Origin of the sequence: Streptomyces lothianensis (genome assembly GCF_047779955.1) — a bacterium.
GTDB lineage: Bacteria > Actinomycetota > Actinomycetes > Streptomycetales > Streptomycetaceae > Streptomyces.
This window is the reverse complement of sequence record NZ_JBLMKT010000015.1, coordinates 59,143-78,058: the sequence shown is the minus strand read 5'-3', so window position 1 is coordinate 78,058 and position 18,916 is coordinate 59,143. Positions and strand designations below refer to the sequence as shown.

The window sequence follows — 18,916 nt, the reverse complement described above, 5'->3', positions numbered from 1 at the left end:
TTCCGCAGGTCATGACGTCGTGCTGCCTACCGAGCATCGGCTGAGGCGGCGCGAGGACTTCGCGACCGCGGTACGACGGGGACGCCGGGCAGGCCGCCCGAGCCTTGTCGTGCATCTGCGCAGCGGTGCTGATCTCTATAAAGCAGCGGACCCGCACGCGCCGGGGGAGAGTGTTCCCCCGACGCGTGCGGGTTTCGTCGTGAGCAAAGCCGTGGGCGTTGCGGTCGTACGCAACAAGGTGAAGCGCCGCCTCAGGCATCTGATGCGCGAACGACTGAGCGAGCTGCCCCCCGGTAGCCTGGTAGTCGTACGAGCACTGCCCCCCGCGGGCGGTGCCGACCATGCACAGCTGGCCCGGGACCTGGATGCCGCACTCAAGCGGCTGCTGTCAGGGGGCGCGCGATGAAATATCCACTGCTGGCTTTGATCAAGCTGTACCAGTGGACCATCAGCCCACTTCTGGGGCCGGTGTGCAAGTACTACCCGTCGTGCTCCCACTACGGCTTCACGGCCATCGACCGGCACGGCGCGATCAAGGGAACAGGGCTCACGGCCTGGCGCATCCTGCGCTGCAACCCGTGGTCGCACGGTGGTGTCGACCATGTACCACCGCGCAAGCGGCCGAGATGGCACGAAATGCTGCGCAGCGCCTGGCGCAACCGGGGCGGGAAGGCCCCCACCGAGACTCCGTCCCACGCTCAAGGAGCCTGATTAGTGGACACGATTGCCAGCCTCTTCAGCTTTATCACCACACCTGTCTCGTGGATCATCGTCCAGTTCCACTCGGTGTACGGGAAGATCTTCGGCCCTGACACCGGCTGGGCCTGGGGCCTGGCCATCGTGTCCCTGGTGATCCTGATCCGAATCTGTCTGATCCCGCTCTTCGTGAAGCAGATCAAGGCGACGCGTGGCATGCAGACGCTGCAGCCCGAGATGAAGAAGATCCAGGAGCGCTACAAGAACGACAAGCAGCGCCAGTCCGAAGAGATGATGAAGCTGTACAAGGAGACGGGTACCAACCCGCTATCCTCGTGCCTTCCGATCCTGGCGCAGTCCCCGTTCTTCTTCGCCCTGTACCACGTGCTCAACAGCATCGCGTCGAACAAGCAGGTCGGAGTCATCGACCAGCAGCTGCTCGACAGCGCGCGTGAGGCGCACATCTTCGGTGCTCCGCTGGCCGCCAAGTTCATGGACAGCGCGGAGAAGCTCGCGACGCTGGACGCGTCGGTCACCAGCGTGAAGATCGTGACCGCGGTCATGATCATTCTGATGTCGGCCTCGCAGTTCTTCACACAGCGCCAGCTGATGACGAAGAACGTCGACATGACCGTGAAGACGCCGTTCATGCAGCAGCAGAAGATGCTGATGTACGTCTTCCCCGTCATCTTCGCCGTCTTCGGTATCAACTTCCCCGTCGGTGTCCTTGTCTACTGGCTGACCACCAACGTGTGGACCATGGGCCAGCAGATGTACGTCATCCGCCAGAACCCCACCCCGGGCTCCAAGGCGCAGGCGGCCTTCCTGGAGCGCCTGCAGGCCAAGCTGGTGAAGCACGACGGTGGCAAGACGCGCCGGGGTGAGCGCAACATCATCAAGGCGATCGTCGCCAAGGGCCGCGACCGCAATGATCACGAGCGCAAGTTCATCAACGGTCTGAGCAAGGCCGGCCTGGCCGCCAACACGGAGGGCATCGTCGCCAAGAGCGACAGCGCCGTGGCGGTGCTCGACGGTGAGGACGAGAGCGGTACGGCAGGTCCGGCCCGGCGGCAGCAGCCCAAGCGGCAGTCCAAGTCGCAGCGGCAGTCCGGCGGTGCGGGTGGCGCCTCCGGCTCCCCGCAGCAGGGCTCGAAGGCCGGCGCAGGCAAGACCTCGCTGAGCAAGTCCGATGCCCCGCAGGACGCCAAGTCGAAGACCCCGGCCAAGCCGGCCGGTGCCAAGCAGCAGCCCGGTACGGGTGCGCGCAGCAAAGCCAAGTCCGGACAGCGCAAGGGCCAGCAGCGGCCCAAGCACCCGTCCAAGAAGTAAGAAGGAGTTCCTCCGTGACGGACGGCACCACCACCGAGGCCGCTGCCGAGGCCGGCGACACCCTCACCCGCCTCGAGCAGGAGGGCGAGATCGCAGCCGACTACCTTGAGGGTCTGCTCGACATCGCCGATCTCGACGGCGATATCGACATGGACGTCGAGGCCGACCGCGCCGCCGTGTCGATCATCAGTGACTCCGGTTCGCGTGATCTGCAGAAGCTCGTCGGGCGCGATGGCGAGGTCCTGGAGGCGCTCCAGGAGCTGACCCGGCTCGCGGTCCACCGTGAGACCGGCGACCGCAGCCGCCTGATGCTGGACATCGCCGGCTACCGGGCCCAGAAGCGCACCGAGCTCTCCGAGATCGGTGCCAAGGCCGCGGCCGAGGCGAAGAGCTCCGGCGAGCCGGTCAAGCTGAAGCCGATGACGCCCTTCGAGCGCAAGGTCGTGCACGACGCGGTCAAGAGCGCCGGTCTGAACAGCGAGTCCGAGGGCGAGGAGCCGCAGCGCTTCGTCGTCGTACTGCCCGCCTGAGCAGCTGACAGCAGCTTCTGAGCGAGCCTTGTTCTGTCCGGCCCCGTCTGTTCGCAGGCGGGGCCGGTCTTTGTCAGCCTTGATAGTGAGCCCTCAGCCCCAGCCCCAGCCCTCAGCCTCAGCCCTCAGCCTCAGCCCTGACCGCGTCCTGCGTGTCAGCGCGGTAAAGCGGTACGGAAGGACGATTCCCGTGACGGAGACGTCAGAGCTCCCCTCGTCCGAGCTCCCCCCGGCGCCCGAGCAGGCGCGCGCCGTCTTCGGCGCGCGTTTCGACGACGCGGTCCGGTACGCGGAGCTGCTCGCCGATGCCGGGGTGAAGCGCGGTCTGATCGGCCCGCGTGAGGTGCCCCGGCTGTGGGAGCGCCATCTCCTGAACTGTGCGGTGCTCTCCGAGGTGGTGCCGGAGGGCGTCACCGTCTGCGATGTGGGCTCCGGTGCCGGTCTGCCGGGCATCCCTCTCGCACTGGTCCGTGAGGACCTCAAGATCACGCTGCTCGAACCGCTGCTGAGGCGTACGACTTTCCTCACCGAGGTCGTCGAACTGCTCGGCCTCGACCATGTGACCGTGGTACGTGGGCGCGCCGAGGAGGTCATGGGCAAGATGCCGTCCGTGCACGTCGTCACGGCCCGGGCTGTGGCTCCCCTGGATCGCCTCGCCACTTGGGGTATTCCGCTGCTGCGGCCGTATGGCGAGATGCTGGCGCTCAAGGGTGACACCGCTCAGGAGGAGCTCGACGGGGCGAAGGCCGCATTGGCCAAGCTCGGCGCCGAGTCGACCTCGGTGCTGCAGGTCGGCGAGGGGGTCGTGGATCCGCTCTCCACCGTTGTACGGGTCGAGGTGGGCGAGAGCCCGGGCGGTGTGCGCTTCGCCGCCAAGCGGGCGAAGGCGGCCCGGGTGGGGCGCTCGCGCAGGCGTCGGCGTGACTGATGTCTCGGCCTGACTGAGCTCAGGGGGTGTGCGGCGGATCAGCCGGGCACCCCCTGAGGTTTTTCGGCCGCTGATCCGTCCTGATGACGATCCATAGGCCACACAAGCTGTCAAACGTACGCACGTCGGAGTGTCGCCCGGTGCCATTCGCGGCGTCTCGGCATCGTGTTTCACGTGAAACGTCGCTCTCTCCTGCATGGGATCATCAGCCGCAGCCGAAGTGCGGCACCTCGTGATCGCAAACCCCCCGTGAGGGGGACGGAGTTCTCCACAACGGGGGATTCATCCACAGAAGACCGGGCCTCGCTGGTTCACGACCCCGAAGGCATGGGAGGCTCTGTTCATCGCGAGCCTGAAGCCGAGGAGAGTGAATCCTTGCGGTCCGACGCCAACATCGCGGGACCGATGACCGATCCGGTCCCCGGTCCCCGTACCGAGTCAGCGGGGGAGGATGTTTCACGTGAAACACCGCCCCCGATGGACGACACCCCGATTGGTCGTGCTGCCCAACTGGCGGTCGAGGCCCTGGGCCGAGCCGGGGAAGGGCTGCCACGCCCTGACCGGACACGCGTCATGGTCGTCGCCAACCAGAAGGGCGGCGTCGGCAAGACCACGACCACGGTCAATCTCGCCGCTTCGCTCGCCCTGCACGGTTCCCGTGTCCTGGTGATCGATCTGGACCCACAGGGCAATGCCTCCACGGCGCTCGGGATCGACCATCATGCCGAGGTCCCCTCGATCTACGACGTGCTGGTGGAGAGCAAGCCACTCTCCGATGTGGTCCAGCCCGTTCCCGATGTGGAAGGTCTCTTCTGCGCCCCCGCCACGATCGATCTCGCCGGTGCGGAGATCGAGCTGGTGTCCCTGGTGGCGCGGGAAAGCCGGCTGGAGCGTGCCATCCAGGCATACGAACAGCCGCTGGACTATGTCCTCATCGACTGCCCACCCTCGCTCGGGCTCCTCACGGTCAACGCGCTCGTGGCGGGCAACGAGGTGCTCATCCCCATCCAGTGCGAGTACTACGCGCTGGAGGGTCTCGGGCAGCTGCTGCGCAATGTGGATCTCGTACGCGGGCATCTCAACCCAGCCCTCCACGTCTCCACGATCCTCCTCACCATGTACGACGGCCGGACCCGCCTTGCCTCCCAGGTGGCGGAAGAGGTACGGAACCACTTCGGTGACGAGGTACTGCGGACCAGCATCCCGCGCTCGGTCCGCATTTCGGAGGCCCCCAGCTACGGACAGACCGTGCTGACCTACGATCCGGGTTCCAGCGGTGCGCTCTCGTATCTCGAAGCGGCCCGGGAGATGGCCCTGCGTGGGGTACGTGTCCCCATGGACTATGCGCACGGGCAGACCGGCGCACGGAATGATCAGCAGAACATGGCGGAGGGAACCCAGTGAGCGAGCGACGAAGAGGACTGGGGCGGGGACTTGGCGCGCTGATTCCCGCAGCGCCTTCGCCGGAGAGCTCTCCGGCCGCGGGCGGCGCAGCGGCCTCCCCCTCCGGGGCTCCGCTGCTCACCGCGGAGCGTGGCGTGGCCGCCGCGAAGGTGGCGGGGCTGTCGCAGGGCAATGTTTCACGTGAAACCGAGCCGCCCGTGGCGGTCGAGTCGCTGGTTTCCGAGCCGCCTCCGGCCGGAGCGCACTTCGCCGAGCTGCCGTTGGACTCCATCACGCCCAACCCGCGCCAGCCGCGTGAGATCTTCGACGAGGACGCGCTGGCCGAGTTGGTGACCTCCATCAAGGAGGTCGGGCTGCTCCAGCCGGTGGTCGTACGGCAGATGGGCTCCGGGCGCTATGAGCTCATCATGGGTGAGCGCCGCTGGCGCGCCTCCCATGAGGCCGGGCTCGACCGGATCCCTGCGATCGTGCGGGAGACCGAGGACGAGAAGCTTCTCCTTGACGCCCTCCTGGAGAACCTGCACCGCGCTCAGCTCAACCCGATCGAAGAGGCGAATGCCTACGAGCAGTTGCTGAAGGACTTCAACTGCACGCATGACCAGCTCGCCGACCGGATCGGGCGCTCGCGCCCCCAGGTCTCCAACACGCTGCGACTGCTGCGGCTCTCGCCAACCGTGCAGAAGCGGGTGGCGGCCGGAGTGCTCTCCGCCGGGCATGCGCGTGCGCTGCTCTCCGTGGAGGACACCGAGGAGCAGGAGCGCCTCGCCTACCGGATCGTGGCCGAGGGGCTCTCGGTGCGGTCCGTGGAAGAGATCGTGCAGCTGATGAGCACGGACCCGAAGAAGGCACCCAAGGCCAAGGGGCCCCGGGCCGGGACGCGGGTCTCGCCGGCGCTCACCCACCTCGCCTCCCGGCTCTCGGACCGCTTCGAGACCCGGGTCAAGGTCGACCTGGGGCAGAAGAAGGGCAAGATCGTGGTCGAGTTCGCCTCGATGGACGATCTCCAGCGCATCCTCGGCACCCTCGCCCCCGAGGAGGGTCCGGTCATGGAAGGGGCCCTGACCGAGGAGGACGAAGCCGAGAGCTGAGTTCAGACAGCGCTTCTCAGCGCGCCGCAGGAGCGGGCCGTGTCCGGAACATCCGGAACACGACCCGCTCTTTGCTTTGTTGGCGTTTCGCCGCAATCACCGGGTGGATACGATGCGATCGGGTAGGGCGCAACCACCGATCAGGCGCAAGCCACCGATCAGCACCTCGGCGAGAGGGAGGCGGGGGCCATGACCACGGTGAGCCGCACCGGGCTGATGACCGCGGGCCTGGGCCTGGGCGCAGCCGTCGGATTCGTCGGCAGCCTGCTCAGGGAACGGAGTGCGCTGACTGCCGCCCGGGCGGCAGCGGGCGAAGGAAATGAGGAACTGCCGTCATGGGGCGTCGGCTCGTACCGCTCACGCTGGACAACCTTCCGGACCTTCCCAAGCGCTGTCGCGCCTGTGTTTTCTGGGAGCTGGATCCGGTCAGCGGCCAGGCCGCGGTAGGAGCGGGAACTCCCGAGCTGGAGAAGGAAGCCTGGATCTCCGCAGTGCTTCTGGAGTGGGGCTCCTGCGGCCGGGTGGTCTATGTCGACGAGGTGCCCGTCGGCTTCGTCCTCTATGCTCCGCCCGCCTATGTGCCCCGCTCGACGGCCTTCCCCACGAGTCCGGTCTCGCCGGATGCCGTGCAGCTGATGACCGGCTGGATCTCTCCTGGCTATCAGGGGCAGGGCCTGGGCCGGGTCATCGTGCAGACGGTCGCCAAGGATCTGCTGCGCCGGGGCTTCAAGGCGATCGAGGCCTTCGGGGATGCCCGCTGGAAGGAGCCGGCGTGTGTGCTCCCCGCCGATCATCTCCTTGCCGTGGGTTTCAAGACGGTGCGCCCGCATCCGGTGCATCCCCGGTTGCGGCTGGAGCTGCGGACGACGCTCTCCTGGAAGGAGGACGTGGAGCTGGCCCTGGACCGGCTGCTCGGCGCTGTGCAGAAGGAGCCGGTGCTGCGGCCGCTGTGAGTGTGTTTCACGTGAAACATCGAGGGCGGGGAGACCGATCGGTCTCCCCGCCCTCGATGTCTGTGCCGAGACCTCAGGCCTTGGTGACCTCGTCGCCGATGAAGTCCTCCAGGTCACGCACGATCGCGGCCTTGGGCTTGGCACCGACGATGGTCTTGGCGACCTCGCCGGCCTGGTAGACGTTCAGCGTCGGGATCGACATGACGCCGTACTTCGCGGCCGTCTGCGGGTTCTCGTCGATGTTGAGCTTGACGACCTCGATCTTGTCGCCGTGCTCGGCGGCGATCGCCTCGAGGGACGGCGCGATCTGGCGGCAGGGACCGCACCAGGCGGCCCAGAAGTCCACCAGTACGGGCTTGCCGCTCCTGAGCACATCCTGCTCGAAGGAGTCGTCGGTCACGTTCTTCAGAGTGCCGGCCACGCTGGGCTCCTTTTAATTCGGTACTGCGGCGGGGGGGGAGTGAGGTTCAGACGGCAGCCGCGGCGCTCTCGCTGTCCGCGAGGGCAGCGAGGAAGCGCTCGGCGTCCAGGGCGGCGGAGCAGCCGGTACCGGCCGCCGTGATCGCCTGACGGTAGGTGTGGTCGACGACATCGCCGGCCGCGAAGACACCCGTGAGGTTGGTCCGCGTCGACGGGGCTTCCACCTTGAGGTAGCCCTCGTCGTCCAGGTCGAGCTGGCCCTTGAACAGCTCGGTGCGCGGGTCGTGGCCGACCGCGATGAACAGACCCGTTACGGCCAGCTCGGAGGTCTCGCCGGTCTTGGTGTTGCGCAGAGTCAGACCGGAGAGCTTCTGCTCGCCGTGGATCTCGGCGACCTCGCTGTCCCAGGCGAACGTGATCTTCGGGTCGGCGAAAGCGCGCTCCTGCATCGCCTTGGAGGCACGCAGGCTGTCGCGGCGGTGCACGATCGTCACGGACTTGGCGAAGCGGGAGAGGAAGGTTGCCTCTTCCATCGCCGTGTCCCCACCGCCGACCACGGCGATGTCCTGGTCCTTGAAAAAGAACCCGTCGCACGTGGCGCACCAGGAGACACCGCGGCCCGAGAGCGCGTCCTCGTTCGGCAGACCGAGCTTGCGGTGCTGCGAGCCGGTCGTGACGATGACGGTCTTGGCGCGGTGCACGGTGCCGGCCGTGTCGGTGACGGTCTTGATCTCACCGCTGAGGTCGACGGCGACCACATCGTCGGGGACCAGCTCGGCGCCGAAGCGCTCGGCCTGGCCGCGCATGTTGTCCATGAGTTCCGGGCCCATGATGCCGTCCTGGAAGCCCGGGAAGTTCTCCACCTCGGTGGTGTTCATCAGCGCACCGCCGGCGGTGACGGCGCCCTCGAACACGAGCGGCTTCAGCGACGCGCGCGCCGTGTACAGCGCCGCCGTGTAACCGGCGGGCCCGGAGCCGATGATGATCACGTTACGGACGTCGCTCACGGGTTGATTCCTCGTCTCTGCGGACTGACTGCCTGCTGCCTCGGGAGAGCCCTACCAGGACTCACACCCCACCCAACGGATCCTACGGGGCATGCATTCCCGCCATGACCGCATCGTGGGTGTGTTCGGCGGCCGGACGGCCCGCAGGACCTGGAGTCAGTTGCGAGGGTAGGACGTCTCCAGCAGCACCGCGCCCTTGGCCGTGGACTGGTCCTGTTTCTCACAGGAGGCATCCACCACATACGCGGAGACCCGGTTGGGCGAGGAGGCATGCGGCAGGACCACCAGCCAGGCCTGCGTGCCCTGGTATGTGCCGTCCTCCGCCACGAGCGGCTCCTCGTCGCGGGCGATCCCGCGTGAGACGCACTCGGGGATGATCGGCACGTTCTCCGCCTTGGGCATGTTGTAGGGCCCCTTGGTGGGCTCCCCGGACGTGAGGCCGACCTCGGGGGATTCGGCGGCGCTTGTCCGTGCTGACAACAGGCTCGCCACACGGTCCTTGAGGTCCGCCCCGGAGAACCGCTCCGCCGCTTGCGGTGGGGGCCCGCCGTCCTTGCTGTCCGGCAGGAGGACAAGAGTGCCGATGCCGACCGCGGCGGCCGTGGCGAGAATTCCCAGTGCCGCGACCGCCACCCGGCGGCGCCGCGGTGTGCCACGGCGCCCGGGACCGGTGGCTCCGCGTGGACGCCCCGCAGGGCGCTGAGTGAGGGGCGTGCCTTCGCGGCCACTGAGTGATGTTTCACGTGAAACATCACTCGGCGTTTCACGCACGGCGTCCGTTTCACGCACGGCGTCCGCTTCACGCACGGCGTCCGCTTCACGCACGGCGGCCGTTTCAGGCGCGAAGGCCGTTTCGCGCTCCCCCGCATCGGATGCGTGCGATGTTTCACGTGAAACATCGAGCGGCGCCTCGGTCGCAGCGGCCCCGTGGGGCGCCTCCACCGCCGCCGCTTTCACTGCCTCCGCTGCGAGTGCCCTGTCGAGTCGTTCGGCGACATCGTCCGGCATCGGGATGTCCTCAGGCTGTGAGCCGAGCAATCCCCGGATCTCCTCCAGCGAGGCCTGGACCTCGGCGCACTGAGCGCATGCGCTCAGATGCCCGCGTACGGCAGTGGTGCGTGCGGGCGGGAGCAGCCCTTCGGCGAGATCGGAGAGCTCGGAGACCTCCGGGTGCCCGGCCGCGTCGGTCGTGGATGTCACGCCTGCCCACCTCCGCCCTTCACTGCTGCCGAATCGCCTGTTCCCGTAATCCGTGCTTCTGCTGCCGGTGGGACGGATGTCCCCTCGGTCTGGTTCCTTCCGGATGCGGGTGGCGGGGTGGTCCTGGTGGTTCTTCCGCCGCCCTTGCTCGATCCGCTTCCGTTCTGCTCGTCCGCGGCGGTCGTTCGCAGGTGGCCGAGCAGCGGCAGCAGACGGGCTCTGCCCCGGGCACAGCGGCTCTTCACCGTGCCGGTGGGCACATCGAGGATCCGGGCGGCCTCGGCGACGGGATACCCCTGCATATCCACCAGGACGAGCGCGGCCCGCTGATCGGTGGGCAGGGTGGCCAGGGCCGCGATCAGCTCGCGGTGCAGATCGTGGCGCTCGGCCGGTGCCTCCGCCGATTCATGCGGTTCGAGAAGCTGCTCGAAGCGCTCCGTGTCGTCGACCGGGGAGGTCTTACGGAAAGCCGCTTTGCGGGCGCGGTCAAGGCAGGCGTTGACCGTGATCCGGTGCAGCCAGGTGGTGACCGCGGACCGGCCTCGGAAGGTGTGCGCCGCGCGGTACGCGGAGACGAGTGCGTCCTGCACGGCGTCCGCCGCCTCCTCACGGTCCCGCAGGGTGCGCAGCGCGACCGCCCACAGCCGGTCCCGGTGGCGTACGACGATCTCCCCGAACGCCTCAGGATCGCCGGCGACATGGCGGGCCAGGAGGTCCTGGTCGCTCATCTCGCCGTAGCCGGCTTCGCCCACGTGGAACCCCCTCCCCCGGCTACTCTCAGCTGCTGAACTGCACGTCCGTGATGCCTTGCTTGTGGCCCGGCTTGCTGTAACCGTCCTGGCCCGCGTACGGCAGCGCGGTCAGCCAGACAACCACATACCTGGTCTTCACCGGCTTCTCGGCCGTCACCTTCGCCGTGGTGTCCCGGGTCGTGGTCTCGGCCCCGATCCGCTGCAGCCCCTGCACCGAGCCCGGTGACAGGGAATCGGCCGCGTAGAGGGAGAGCGTGGTGTGGTCGCCGCCGTAGTGGAGCTTTATCTCCGCCGCGGTGACGTCCTGTTCGGCGCCGAGGTCGTAGACGATCCCGACGCCGGGCTTGATCTTTATTTCGGGACCGTCGATGTACGACTTGGTCCGCCAGTACGAGGAGCTGTCGTCGTCGAAGGTCTTGCCGACGTCGCCCGGGGCTTGTGCGCTCCCCGAAACGACCAGTTCCTTGGCGTCCCTGACAGCGAGAGGCTTCGGCGCCGGCGGCTTGTCCTGGCCGTTCTGCTCGGGCTGCTGACTTGTGCCGGGGCCGCTGGGAGCGCCGCGCTCCATCAGGGCATCGGCGAGCTGCCAGCTGCCCAGGCCGAGAGCGGCGATGAGGAGCGCCGAGACTGCCCACTTGAGCGCCTTGCCTGTACGGCTCTGCAGCGGAGCGGGTGGTGTGGGCACCGGCTGTGTCGCACCGGGCTGCGGTGTGCGGGCGTAGCTGCCCTGCTGGTACGTCGTGCGCCGGAACTCGGGCGCGGGGGTGTAGGCGGGCTCCGGAGGCTTGATGCGGGGCAGTTCGGCGACCGCCTTGGCGAGTTCCTCCGGGGTGGTGCAGGGCTGTTCGAGGCGCGATGCCGTGGCCCCGTCGTTCACCAGGGCACGCATCGCGAGCTCGGAGAGCCCGCGGTGGACCCCGGCGCGCACCTGGTCGGGGGCGATCCTTCCGGCGTCCTTGGGCAGTCCGCTGAGGCCGTAGGCATCGACCTCGTACGGCCAGCGCTGGGTCAGCGCGGCGTAGAGCAACGCACCGATCGCCTCGGTGTCGGCGCGCTGCGGGGTGTCCGATTTGATGCCGCGCAGCGCGGCATTCACGGCGAGGCCCCGGATGCGGTACTGGCCGGTGGAGGTGCGCAGCACGGCGCTCGGGGTCAGCCGCAGATGCGCAAGGCCTTCGCGGTGCGCCGCGGCCATCGCCTGCGAGAGCTGGCTGACGAGCTGGTAGGCCTCGTGTGCCTCCAGCGCTCCCGCGGCGAGCACCGCGGTCAGCTCGGTGGCATCGGGCAGCCACTCGTGCACCACGTACACGAGGTCGTTCTCCTCGACGGCGTCGAGGACCTGCACGAAGCGCGGATCGCCGAGCAGCGCGGAGGAACGCGCGGCCGCGAGCACGGAGCGGGCCCGGGGGTGTTCGGCGGGCAGCAGATGGACACCGACAGCGCGGCGCAGTTTCTCGTCGACGGCCCGCCAACTGCTGAATCCGTCCAGACGAGTGACACATTCTTCGAGTCGGTAGCGTCTGGCGAGCTTGTGGCCGCTGTGCAGTTCGGGGGTACGGACCTGAACAACGGCCTCCTCGGCCGCCTGCTCGCTCCGCTCGCCGCCCTCGTCGGCCGCCCTGATCCCGTCGTGTTCCGCCTCGTCGGCCGTGGCCTGCTCCGCCCGCGTGGTCAGCGGCTCGTCCCCGCCTCCCGCTGCCGATTCGACGGCAGCCGTACTCCGTTCCGCCACCGTCGTTCCTGCCTCCCCATCCGTTGCACGCTGTCCGACGTCAAGCCCAATTGTGCCCACACTCCGGTGCTATGCACGACACACGAGGACAGCCAAGGGTTGCGCCACAGGCCCTCGTTCACCGATTGTTCAGCGGCCGAGACGGCCACGGACCATTCCGACCATCGCGTTCATCTCCTCGATCCGCATCCGCCGGGCGGCTACGAAGAACACCCCGAGGAGCACGGCGAATCCGACGATCAGCGCGGTCAGTGAGCCGAGGGCATCATTGCCCATGCCCTGCATGATCGCGTACCCGCAGGCGCCGGCGAGAATCGCCGCCGGTACGGAGGCGATGGCGAGCCGCGCGTAGGTCCGCAGCACGTGCGAGCCGTCGAGATCGCCACCGAGCTTCACGCGCAGCCGCTTCCAGGCGACGGCCACGCCGATCGCGTAGGCGAGACCATACGAGGCGGCCATGCCGGTCACCGCCCAGCGCTCGGGCAGCAGGAAGAAGCAGGCGGTGGAGGCGGTCGCGTTGAGGGCGGCCACGATCACGGTGTTGTAGAAGGGCGTGCGGGTGTCCTCGTAGGCGTAGAAGGCACGCAGGACGACGTACTGCACGGAGTACGGGATCAGGCCGAGGCCGAAGGCCATCAGCATGTAGCCCATGGATGTCGCCGCGCCGCTGCCCGCCGAGCCGAACATCAGGGTGCACATGGGCACGCCCAGGGCGACGAAGGCGAACGAGATGGGAACGATCGCGACGGCCGTCGTGCGCAGGCCCTGTGAGATGTCGTCGCGGACCGCGCCCGTGTCGTTCTCGTGCGCCGAGCGGGAGATCCGCGGCAGCAGGGCCGCCATCAGGGAGACCGTGATGATCGCCTGCGGCAGCCCCCAGATCAGCTGGGCGTTGGCATAGGCGGCGAAACCCGTGCCGTCCTTGTCGCTGCCCGCGGCCGTCGAGAGCTGGGTGACGGCGATGGCGCCCGCCTGGTTGGCGAGCACGAAGAGGAGGGTCCACTTCGCGAGCTTGGCGGACTTGCCGAGTCCGTGGCCCTTCCAGTCGAAGCGGGGGCGCAGCCGGAAGCCGGCCTCGCGCAGGTACGGGACCATCGCGAGCGCCTGGACGACCAGACCGAGCAGCACACCCACGCCGAGGAGGCGGACGGCCTCCGGGGGGATGGTGTCGACCGACATGTCGCTGAACTCGGCCGTCCCGTAGACCCACAGGAACATGCCGAGGGTGGCGATGATGATCACGTTGTTCAGGACCGGGGTCCACATCATCGCGCCGAAACGGCCGCGCGCGTTGAGGATCTGGCCCATCACCACATGGACGCCCATGAAGAAGATCGTGGGCAGGAAGAAGCGGAGCAGGGTGACGGCGACCTCGTTCGCGGCCGGGTCGTTCGCCACCTCGACCGACAGGGCGCGGATCAGCAGAGGAGCGGCGAACATGCCCGCCACGGTGAGACCGGCGAGCGCCACCATCACGAGGGTCAACAGCCGGTTGGCGAAGGCCTGGCCGCCGTCCTCGTCGTTCTTCATCGCCCGGACGAGCTGCGGCACGAAGACCGAGTTGAGACCGCCGCCGATGGTCAGGATGTAGATCATCGTGGGCAGCTGGTAGGCGACCTGGAAGGTGTCCGCGAGCACGCCGAGGCCGAGCGCGGAGGCGATCAGGATCGAGCGCACGAAGCCGGTGAGGCGGGAGACCATGGTGCCCGCGGCCATCACGGCACTGGACTTCAGGAGCCCGGAGGCGCGGCCGCCCTTGCGCGCTGCCGGCGGCGCGGCGGGCGGCGGGGAGGGGGGCGCGGCCGGGGCGGGGATCACGGGATCGGCGCCGGGCGGACGGCCGGGGACGGCGTCCTGCGGGGCGATGGGACCCTGCTGCTGTTCGGTGGGCTGCTGACCGGGCTGATTCCGGCCGTGCTGGCTCTGACCGTGCTGCGCTTCGCTGTGCGGTGCCTGGCCGTGCGGTGCTTGGCCCTGCTGCTCCTGACCGTGCTGTGCGGGGCCGTGCCGGCGGTGGTACTGCTCCTGGCCGGTTCCGCCCTGGTCGTACTCGCCCGGCTGGTCGCCGCCGGAGGCCTGCGGATCGCGGTAGAGCCCCGCGGTCCCCTGCTGGTCCCGGTACAGGTGCGCGAAGGCATCCGGCGCCGAGCGCTCCTCGCCCGCCTGGGTCACCAGGTCGTCCACGCCGACGAACTGTGTCGTGCGCGCATCGTCCCCGTACGGGAACTGGCGTGAGATGCCGTCGGGCTCCGGCGCCGGGGGCTGGGCCCAGTAGCGTGGGTCCGGTGCGTGCTGCGCGGGAGGCGGCTGGGCGTAGAGCTGCTGCGGGTCCGGAAGGGTGCCCGGAGGCGGCGGCGGATGGGCGGCGCGGTCGTAGAGCGCCTCGGCGACGGGGTCCTGCGCGGAGAGGTCCTGCGCGCGGTAAGGGTCCTGGTCGTAGGCGTCCTGGATGTACACATCCGGGGCCGACTGCATGTCCCCGGCGGGCTGTGCCTGGGGGATCTCCGGCGTGGGCTGTTCCTGCGGGGGCCGCCCGCCGGCAGGATCGCCGCCGCCCGCGCCCTGGCCGCGGTCACCGTCGTACGGCGCGTTCATGCTTACCCCACCTCATCGGTCCCACGGCCCACCGGCCACATCATCGTTCAACGGTCCACTCTCTCACCCGTCCCCGACGGGTCCGTGCTTTCCGTGGCGGTGTCCGGTGTCGGGTCACTCGGCTGCTCGGGTACCGGGTCGCTCGACTGTTCCGGTTGCGGGGCGCCTGCCGGTTGCTCATCGGGGCTGCCCGGCTGCTCCGGGCCAGGGCTGTCCGGCCGCTTCGGTTCCGGGCCGCCGGAATCCGGACCGTCCTCGCCCGCCGGACCGTCCCCGCCCGCCGGACCGTCCCCGCCTCCAGGGCCGTTCTCGTTGCCGTCGTTCTGCTCCTCGGCCCTGCGGGCGGCGATGCGCTTGCGGCGCTGGTACATCCGGAACCCGGCAAGGACCAGGAGCAGGAAACCACCGGCGATGACCGCGAGAACGGTGGGCGGCACCTCGGTGACCTTCACGCTGAACGTGATCGGATCGCCGTACTTCCTGCCGTCCTCGGTCAGCAGCTGGGCGACCACCAGCACCCGGCCGCTGGCATTGGCCGAGGTGTCGAACTTCAGTGACTGGGCGTGGCCCGCCGCGACCTCGACCTCGTGCTCCGCGAACTTCTCGCCCTCGATCTGCAGCCGGTTCGGCTTGGTCGACGTCAGGCGGAGCCGGAGATTGTCGACACCCTGGGCGAGGTTGTTCTGAATCGTGACGGGGATCGTTGCGCTGCGCCCGGAGAGCTTCGCCTCGGACTTCTCGATCAGGACGACCTGCTCGGTGAGGAGCTTCAGATACTCCCTGACGCTCTGGCGGTAGCTGTGGGCCTGATCCGGCCGGCCGCGCCAGGAGGTCGACATCGCACGGTCGACCGCACGACCGAAGGGGACCACCACCCGTTCCGGGTTCGTCAGGATGACCTTGAACTCATCGAGCCGTACCTGGATGGCCCTGATCTCCTCGAAGCCCGACTGCGGCATCTCCTGCTTGCGCAGCGAGGCCGGGTACGAGCCCGCCGACGGCACCTTGGTGGCGGCATCGGGATCCGGCTGCGCCTTCGCGGCGTCGACCAGGTTCTCGGCCTGCGACCAGGCATCGCCCTGCTGTGCCCGGATGGCACCCGCCATCGTCACGACCTGCGCGGTGGTGGGCATCCGCTGGGGTGCGACAACGATGCTGCGCTGCTTCTCCGGGGCCTGGAGGTTGATCAGCAGGCTCTGTGCCAGGAACTCCTGGGTGGCGAGCGTGGACTTCTCCGCGCTGGTCATATCGCCCTGGAAGGCCTTCGACAGCCGGGAGTCGGCGACCACGGCCGTGGTACCGCCCCCGATCGGGCGGGCGGCGCTCGGCGTGTAGGTCATACGGCGCGACTCCTCGAAGGTGTCGCTGCGCGCGATGACGTTGCTCGCGCCTGCCGAGGTGCCCACCTTGACGATTGTCGGATCGAGGGCGCCCTCGGCCGGCCAGGCGAAGTCGGTGTTCGGGCTGACGTGCAGCACGGTGCTCAGCGTCGACGCGGCCGCCTCGGTGGCGCTCTTGAGGTGGCTGAGCGAGCCCTGTTGGCCCTTGACCGCCGCGCCGCCATGCGCCATCGACGCCAGATCGGGATCACCGAAGGGCAGCGCGACAACGCTCTCGTCCTTCACCGCCTTGACGAGGGAGTTCAGCCAGCTGCGGGCGATCTTCTGGTTGTCCTTGTCGCCGGCGACGATCTTGCCCTCGGCGTCCTGCACGTTGTAAGGCTCCGCCATCAGCGCTGCCGTATAGACGAGATCCGGGTCGATCACCCAGGTCACCGGGAGGGTGCTGCCCTCCGCGACCATCCGCTCCAGGCGGCCGCCCGGAGCGATCTCCTTGATCAGGTCCTCGTCCTTGAAGACGGGCGTCTGGTTCGCATCCGCGTCCGACTGGGCCGTCAGGTGCGTACGGGAGACCAGCGGCCACATATAGGTGGTGCGGGTCCGCTGGTCCGGGGCCTCGGGATGCCACGGCAGGAAGGTGCGCTCGATACCGAGGATCTGCTCGAACTGCTGCGTCTCGGACCGGCCGGTCAGCGTGACCGAGAGCTGATAGACGCCCTCGCCATCGAGGTCCAGTTCCTTGACGGGGATCCGGAGCTGGAAGTCCACGCTGCCCTTGGGGGCGATCGTCTTGATGTCCTGCTGGTAGTCCTCGCCGCCGGCCGGCACCCCCTCGGTGCCGGTGAGCCGGGCACCGGCCTTGGCGACCCGGTCGATCTGCGAGCGCGTGGTCATCTTCTGGCCCACGCGCAGGGCCATCGAGGCGTCCGTGACCGCCCGGGAGCTGTTGTTGCTGACCTTGCCCCAGATCGTGAGGGTGTCGCTCTCGGTCGGGACCTGGGGCGTGAAGTGGTTGATCGACACGGATACGGTCCGCGAGCCGGTGGGCTCCGCCTTCGCCGTCGTGGACTGATCGCTGCGGGCCTGGGTGGCCGCGCCGGCAGGGGTCTGCGCAAGCACTCCGGCCAGCAGGGGCAGCCCCGCCAGCGAGACCGCGGTGCGCCGCAGCCACCGGCGGGCAGGTGAGGGAATCATCCCCGGGAAGTCTGCCGCCTCGGCCACGCGCTCATCCGTCCCTCGTCGTCGTCAGCGGTCGTGTTTCTGCGTCCCCGCATGGTAACGATGCGGACTGTGGTCCAGTGCCGGGGACCGCTGCAGTGCCGATGTTCCACGTGAAACGACGCAGCCTGCCACTCCCGCGCCGAGATCTTCCCGACGCCGCCCCGGAAACGGGGAAGCTGCGGCCGTCGCGGACACGTACCCTTTTCTGTTGTGCCGAACGCTGATGAACACAACCTCAATGCACTGAGCCAGGTGCAGCGCCGCGCGGTGAGCGAACTGCTGCGGGTGTCCCCGGTCGCCGATGATCTCGCGCGCCGTTTCCAGGAGGCCGGGTTCACGCTCGCCCTGGTCGGCGGCTCGGTACGGGATGCTCTGCTCGGCAGGCTCGGAAATGATCTGGACTTCACCACCGATGCCCGGCCCGACGACGTGCTGAAGATCGTCCGTCCCTGGGCGGATGCCGTCTGGGAGGTCGGGATCGCCTTCGGCACGGTCGGCTGCCAGAAGAAGGGGAAGGCCGGCGATGTCGAGCAGGACTTCCTGATCGAGATCACCACCTACCGCTCCGAGGCCTACGACCGGACCTCGCGCAAGCCCGAGGTCTCTTACGGCGACTCGATCGAGCAGGATCTCGTACGCCGTGACTTCACCGTCAACGCGATGGCGGTCGAGCTGCCCGCGAAGGAGTTCATCGACCCGCACGGCGGCCTCGACGACCTCGCAGCGCGCGTACTGCGCACCCCCAGCACGCCCGAGGAGTCCTTTTCGGACGATCCGCTGCGGATGATGCGGGCGGCACGCTTCGCCGCGCAGCTCGACTTCGAGGTGGCACCCGAGGTCATCGCCGCGATGAAGTCGATGGCGGAGCGCATCGACATCGTCTCGGCCGAGCGGGTGCGCGACGAGTTCAACAAGTTGCTGATCTCCAAGCACCCCCGCAAGGGCCTCAGCCTGCTCGTCGAGACCGGTCTCGCCGACCGGATGCTGCCCGAGCTGCCGGCACTGCGCCTGGAGAGCGATGAGCACCACCGGCACAAGGATGTCTACGAGCACTCGCTGACAGTTCTCGAGCAGGCGATCGACCTCGAGGAGGAGGGGCCGGACCTCACGCTGCGGCTCGCGGCGCTCCTGCACGACATCGGCAAGCCCAGGACCCGGCGCTTCGAGAGCGACGGCCGGGTCTCGTTCCACCACCACGAGGTGGTCGGCGCGAAGATGACGAAGAAGCGGATGACCGCCCTGAAGTACTCCAACGAGCTGGTGAAGGACGTCACCCGGCTCGTGGAGCTGCATCTGCGCTTCCACGGCTATGGCACCGGCGAGTGGACGGACTCGGCCGTACGCCGCTATGTACGTGATGCCGGGCCCCTGCTGACGCGGCTGCACAAGCTGACCCGCTCGGACTGCACGACGCGCAACAAGCGGAAGGCAGCGGCGCTCTCGCGGGCGTACGACGGCCTGGAGGAGCGGATCGCGCGGCTGCAGGAGCAGGAGGAGCTCGACTCTATCCGGCCCGATCTGAACGGCAACGAGATCCAGGAGATCCTCGGCGTCGGCCCGGGGCCGGTCATCGGGCAGGCGTACAAGTTCCTGCTGGAGCTGCGGCTGGAGAACGGGCCGATGGAGCGGGATGCGGCGGTTGCCGCGCTCAAGGAGTGGTGGGCGGCTCAGGGCTGAGGCCCGGGCCGACAGGAACGGGGTCATGTTTCACGTGAAACATG

Annotated in this window: 16 protein-coding genes; 9 read left to right on the top strand and 7 right to left on the bottom strand. The window is 68.6% G+C overall.

The features are described 5' to 3' along the window. Positions 1-19: 19 nt before the first annotated feature. From rnpA to ACLF6P_RS02545, 8 genes are all read left to right on the top strand, one after another. The gene (rnpA, locus tag ACLF6P_RS02580; protein WP_415947717.1) at positions 20-406 is read left to right on the top strand and encodes a ribonuclease P protein component; all 387 of its coding nucleotides are present in this window, start codon (positions 20-22) and stop codon (positions 404-406) included. Then, positions 403-711 (top strand): membrane protein insertion efficiency factor YidD, encoded by a 309-nt coding sequence (gene yidD, locus ACLF6P_RS02575; protein WP_415947716.1) that lies wholly within the window; start codon positions 403-405, stop codon positions 709-711. The genes rnpA and yidD overlap by 4 nt, the downstream gene beginning before the upstream one ends. Positions 712-714: 3 nt before the next feature. Continuing rightward, complete coding sequence (yidC, locus tag ACLF6P_RS02570; RefSeq protein WP_415947714.1) at positions 715-2,025, top strand: membrane protein insertase YidC; 1,311 nt, start codon at positions 715-717, stop codon at positions 2,023-2,025. 14 nt (positions 2,026-2,039) lie between these two features. After that, the gene (locus ACLF6P_RS02565; RefSeq protein ID WP_415947713.1) at positions 2,040-2,555 is read left to right on the top strand and encodes a Jag family protein; all 516 of its coding nucleotides are present in this window, start codon (positions 2,040-2,042) and stop codon (positions 2,553-2,555) included. Positions 2,556-2,745: 190 nt separating this feature from the next. After that, on the top strand, positions 2,746-3,483 hold the full coding sequence (rsmG, locus tag ACLF6P_RS02560; RefSeq protein ID WP_415947712.1) for a 16S rRNA (guanine(527)-N(7))-methyltransferase RsmG: 738 nt from the start codon (positions 2,746-2,748) through the stop codon (positions 3,481-3,483). A 327-nt stretch (positions 3,484-3,810) separates the two neighbouring features. Next, positions 3,811-4,887: a ParA family protein gene (locus ACLF6P_RS02555; RefSeq protein WP_415947710.1), complete on the top strand. Its 1,077-nt coding sequence runs from the start codon at positions 3,811-3,813 to the stop codon at positions 4,885-4,887. After that, positions 4,884-5,975, top strand: coding sequence for a ParB/RepB/Spo0J family partition protein (locus ACLF6P_RS02550; protein ID WP_415947709.1), 1,092 nt, complete (start codon positions 4,884-4,886; stop codon positions 5,973-5,975). Before ACLF6P_RS02555 ends, ACLF6P_RS02550 begins: the two co-directional genes overlap by 4 nt. A 335-nt stretch (positions 5,976-6,310) precedes the next feature. Beyond that, positions 6,311-6,928: a GNAT family N-acetyltransferase gene (locus ACLF6P_RS02545; protein WP_415947707.1), complete on the top strand. Its 618-nt coding sequence runs from the start codon at positions 6,311-6,313 to the stop codon at positions 6,926-6,928. A 73-nt stretch (positions 6,929-7,001) separates the two neighbouring features. On the opposite strand, the gene trxA is transcribed toward ACLF6P_RS02545, so the two are convergent. From trxA to ACLF6P_RS02510, 7 genes are all read right to left on the bottom strand, one after another. Further along, positions 7,002-7,349, bottom strand: coding sequence for a thioredoxin (gene trxA / locus ACLF6P_RS02540; RefSeq protein ID WP_415947705.1), 348 nt, complete (start codon positions 7,347-7,349; stop codon positions 7,002-7,004). Between the two features lie 46 nt (positions 7,350-7,395). Next, positions 7,396-8,355, bottom strand: coding sequence for a thioredoxin-disulfide reductase (gene trxB, locus ACLF6P_RS02535; RefSeq protein WP_415947703.1), 960 nt, complete (start codon positions 8,353-8,355; stop codon positions 7,396-7,398). 156 nt (positions 8,356-8,511) lie between these two features. Next, complete coding sequence (locus tag ACLF6P_RS02530; protein ID WP_415947702.1) at positions 8,512-9,555, bottom strand: anti-sigma factor family protein; 1,044 nt, start codon at positions 9,553-9,555, stop codon at positions 8,512-8,514. Continuing rightward, positions 9,552-10,307 carry an RNA polymerase sigma factor SigM gene (sigM, locus tag ACLF6P_RS02525; protein WP_415947700.1) on the bottom strand — a complete coding sequence of 252 codons (756 nt, stop codon included), beginning with the start codon at positions 10,305-10,307 and terminating at the stop codon, positions 9,552-9,554. The genes ACLF6P_RS02530 and sigM overlap by 4 nt, the downstream gene beginning before the upstream one ends. A gap of 25 nt (positions 10,308-10,332) precedes the next feature. Further along, positions 10,333-12,039, bottom strand: a complete 1,707-nt coding sequence (locus ACLF6P_RS02520) for a serine/threonine protein kinase (RefSeq protein ID WP_415947698.1) — start codon at positions 12,037-12,039, stop codon at positions 10,333-10,335. A gap of 129 nt (positions 12,040-12,168) precedes the next feature. Continuing rightward, positions 12,169-14,634: a murein biosynthesis integral membrane protein MurJ gene (gene murJ / locus ACLF6P_RS02515; protein ID WP_415947697.1), complete on the bottom strand. Its 2,466-nt coding sequence runs from the start codon at positions 14,632-14,634 to the stop codon at positions 12,169-12,171. A gap of 47 nt (positions 14,635-14,681) precedes the next feature. Then, on the bottom strand, positions 14,682-17,195 hold the full coding sequence (locus ACLF6P_RS02510) for a DUF6049 family protein (protein ID WP_415947696.1): 2,514 nt from the start codon (positions 17,193-17,195) through the stop codon (positions 14,682-14,684). A 210-nt stretch (positions 17,196-17,405) separates the two neighbouring features. On the opposite strand from ACLF6P_RS02510, the gene ACLF6P_RS02505 reads away from it, so the two are divergent. Next, positions 17,406-18,872: a CCA tRNA nucleotidyltransferase gene (locus tag ACLF6P_RS02505; protein WP_415947694.1), complete on the top strand. Its 1,467-nt coding sequence runs from the start codon at positions 17,406-17,408 to the stop codon at positions 18,870-18,872. Positions 18,873-18,916: the final 44 nt, after the last annotated feature.

What these genes read in the sequence shown, in the direction of transcription:
- ACLF6P_RS02545 (WP_415947707.1), top strand. Translation starts at nt 6,311, where the DNA reads ATGGGGCGTCGGCTCGTACCGCTCACGCTGGACAACCTTCCGGACCTT.
- yidD (WP_415947716.1), top strand. Translation starts at nt 403, where the DNA reads ATGAAATATCCACTGCTGGCTTTGATCAAGCTGTACCAGTGGACCATC.
- ACLF6P_RS02555 (WP_415947710.1), top strand. Translation starts at nt 3,811, where the DNA reads ATGGGAGGCTCTGTTCATCGCGAGCCTGAAGCCGAGGAGAGTGAATCC.
- murJ (WP_415947697.1), bottom strand. Translation starts at nt 14,634, where the DNA reads ATGAACGCGCCGTACGACGGTGACCGCGGCCAGGGCGCGGGCGGCGGC.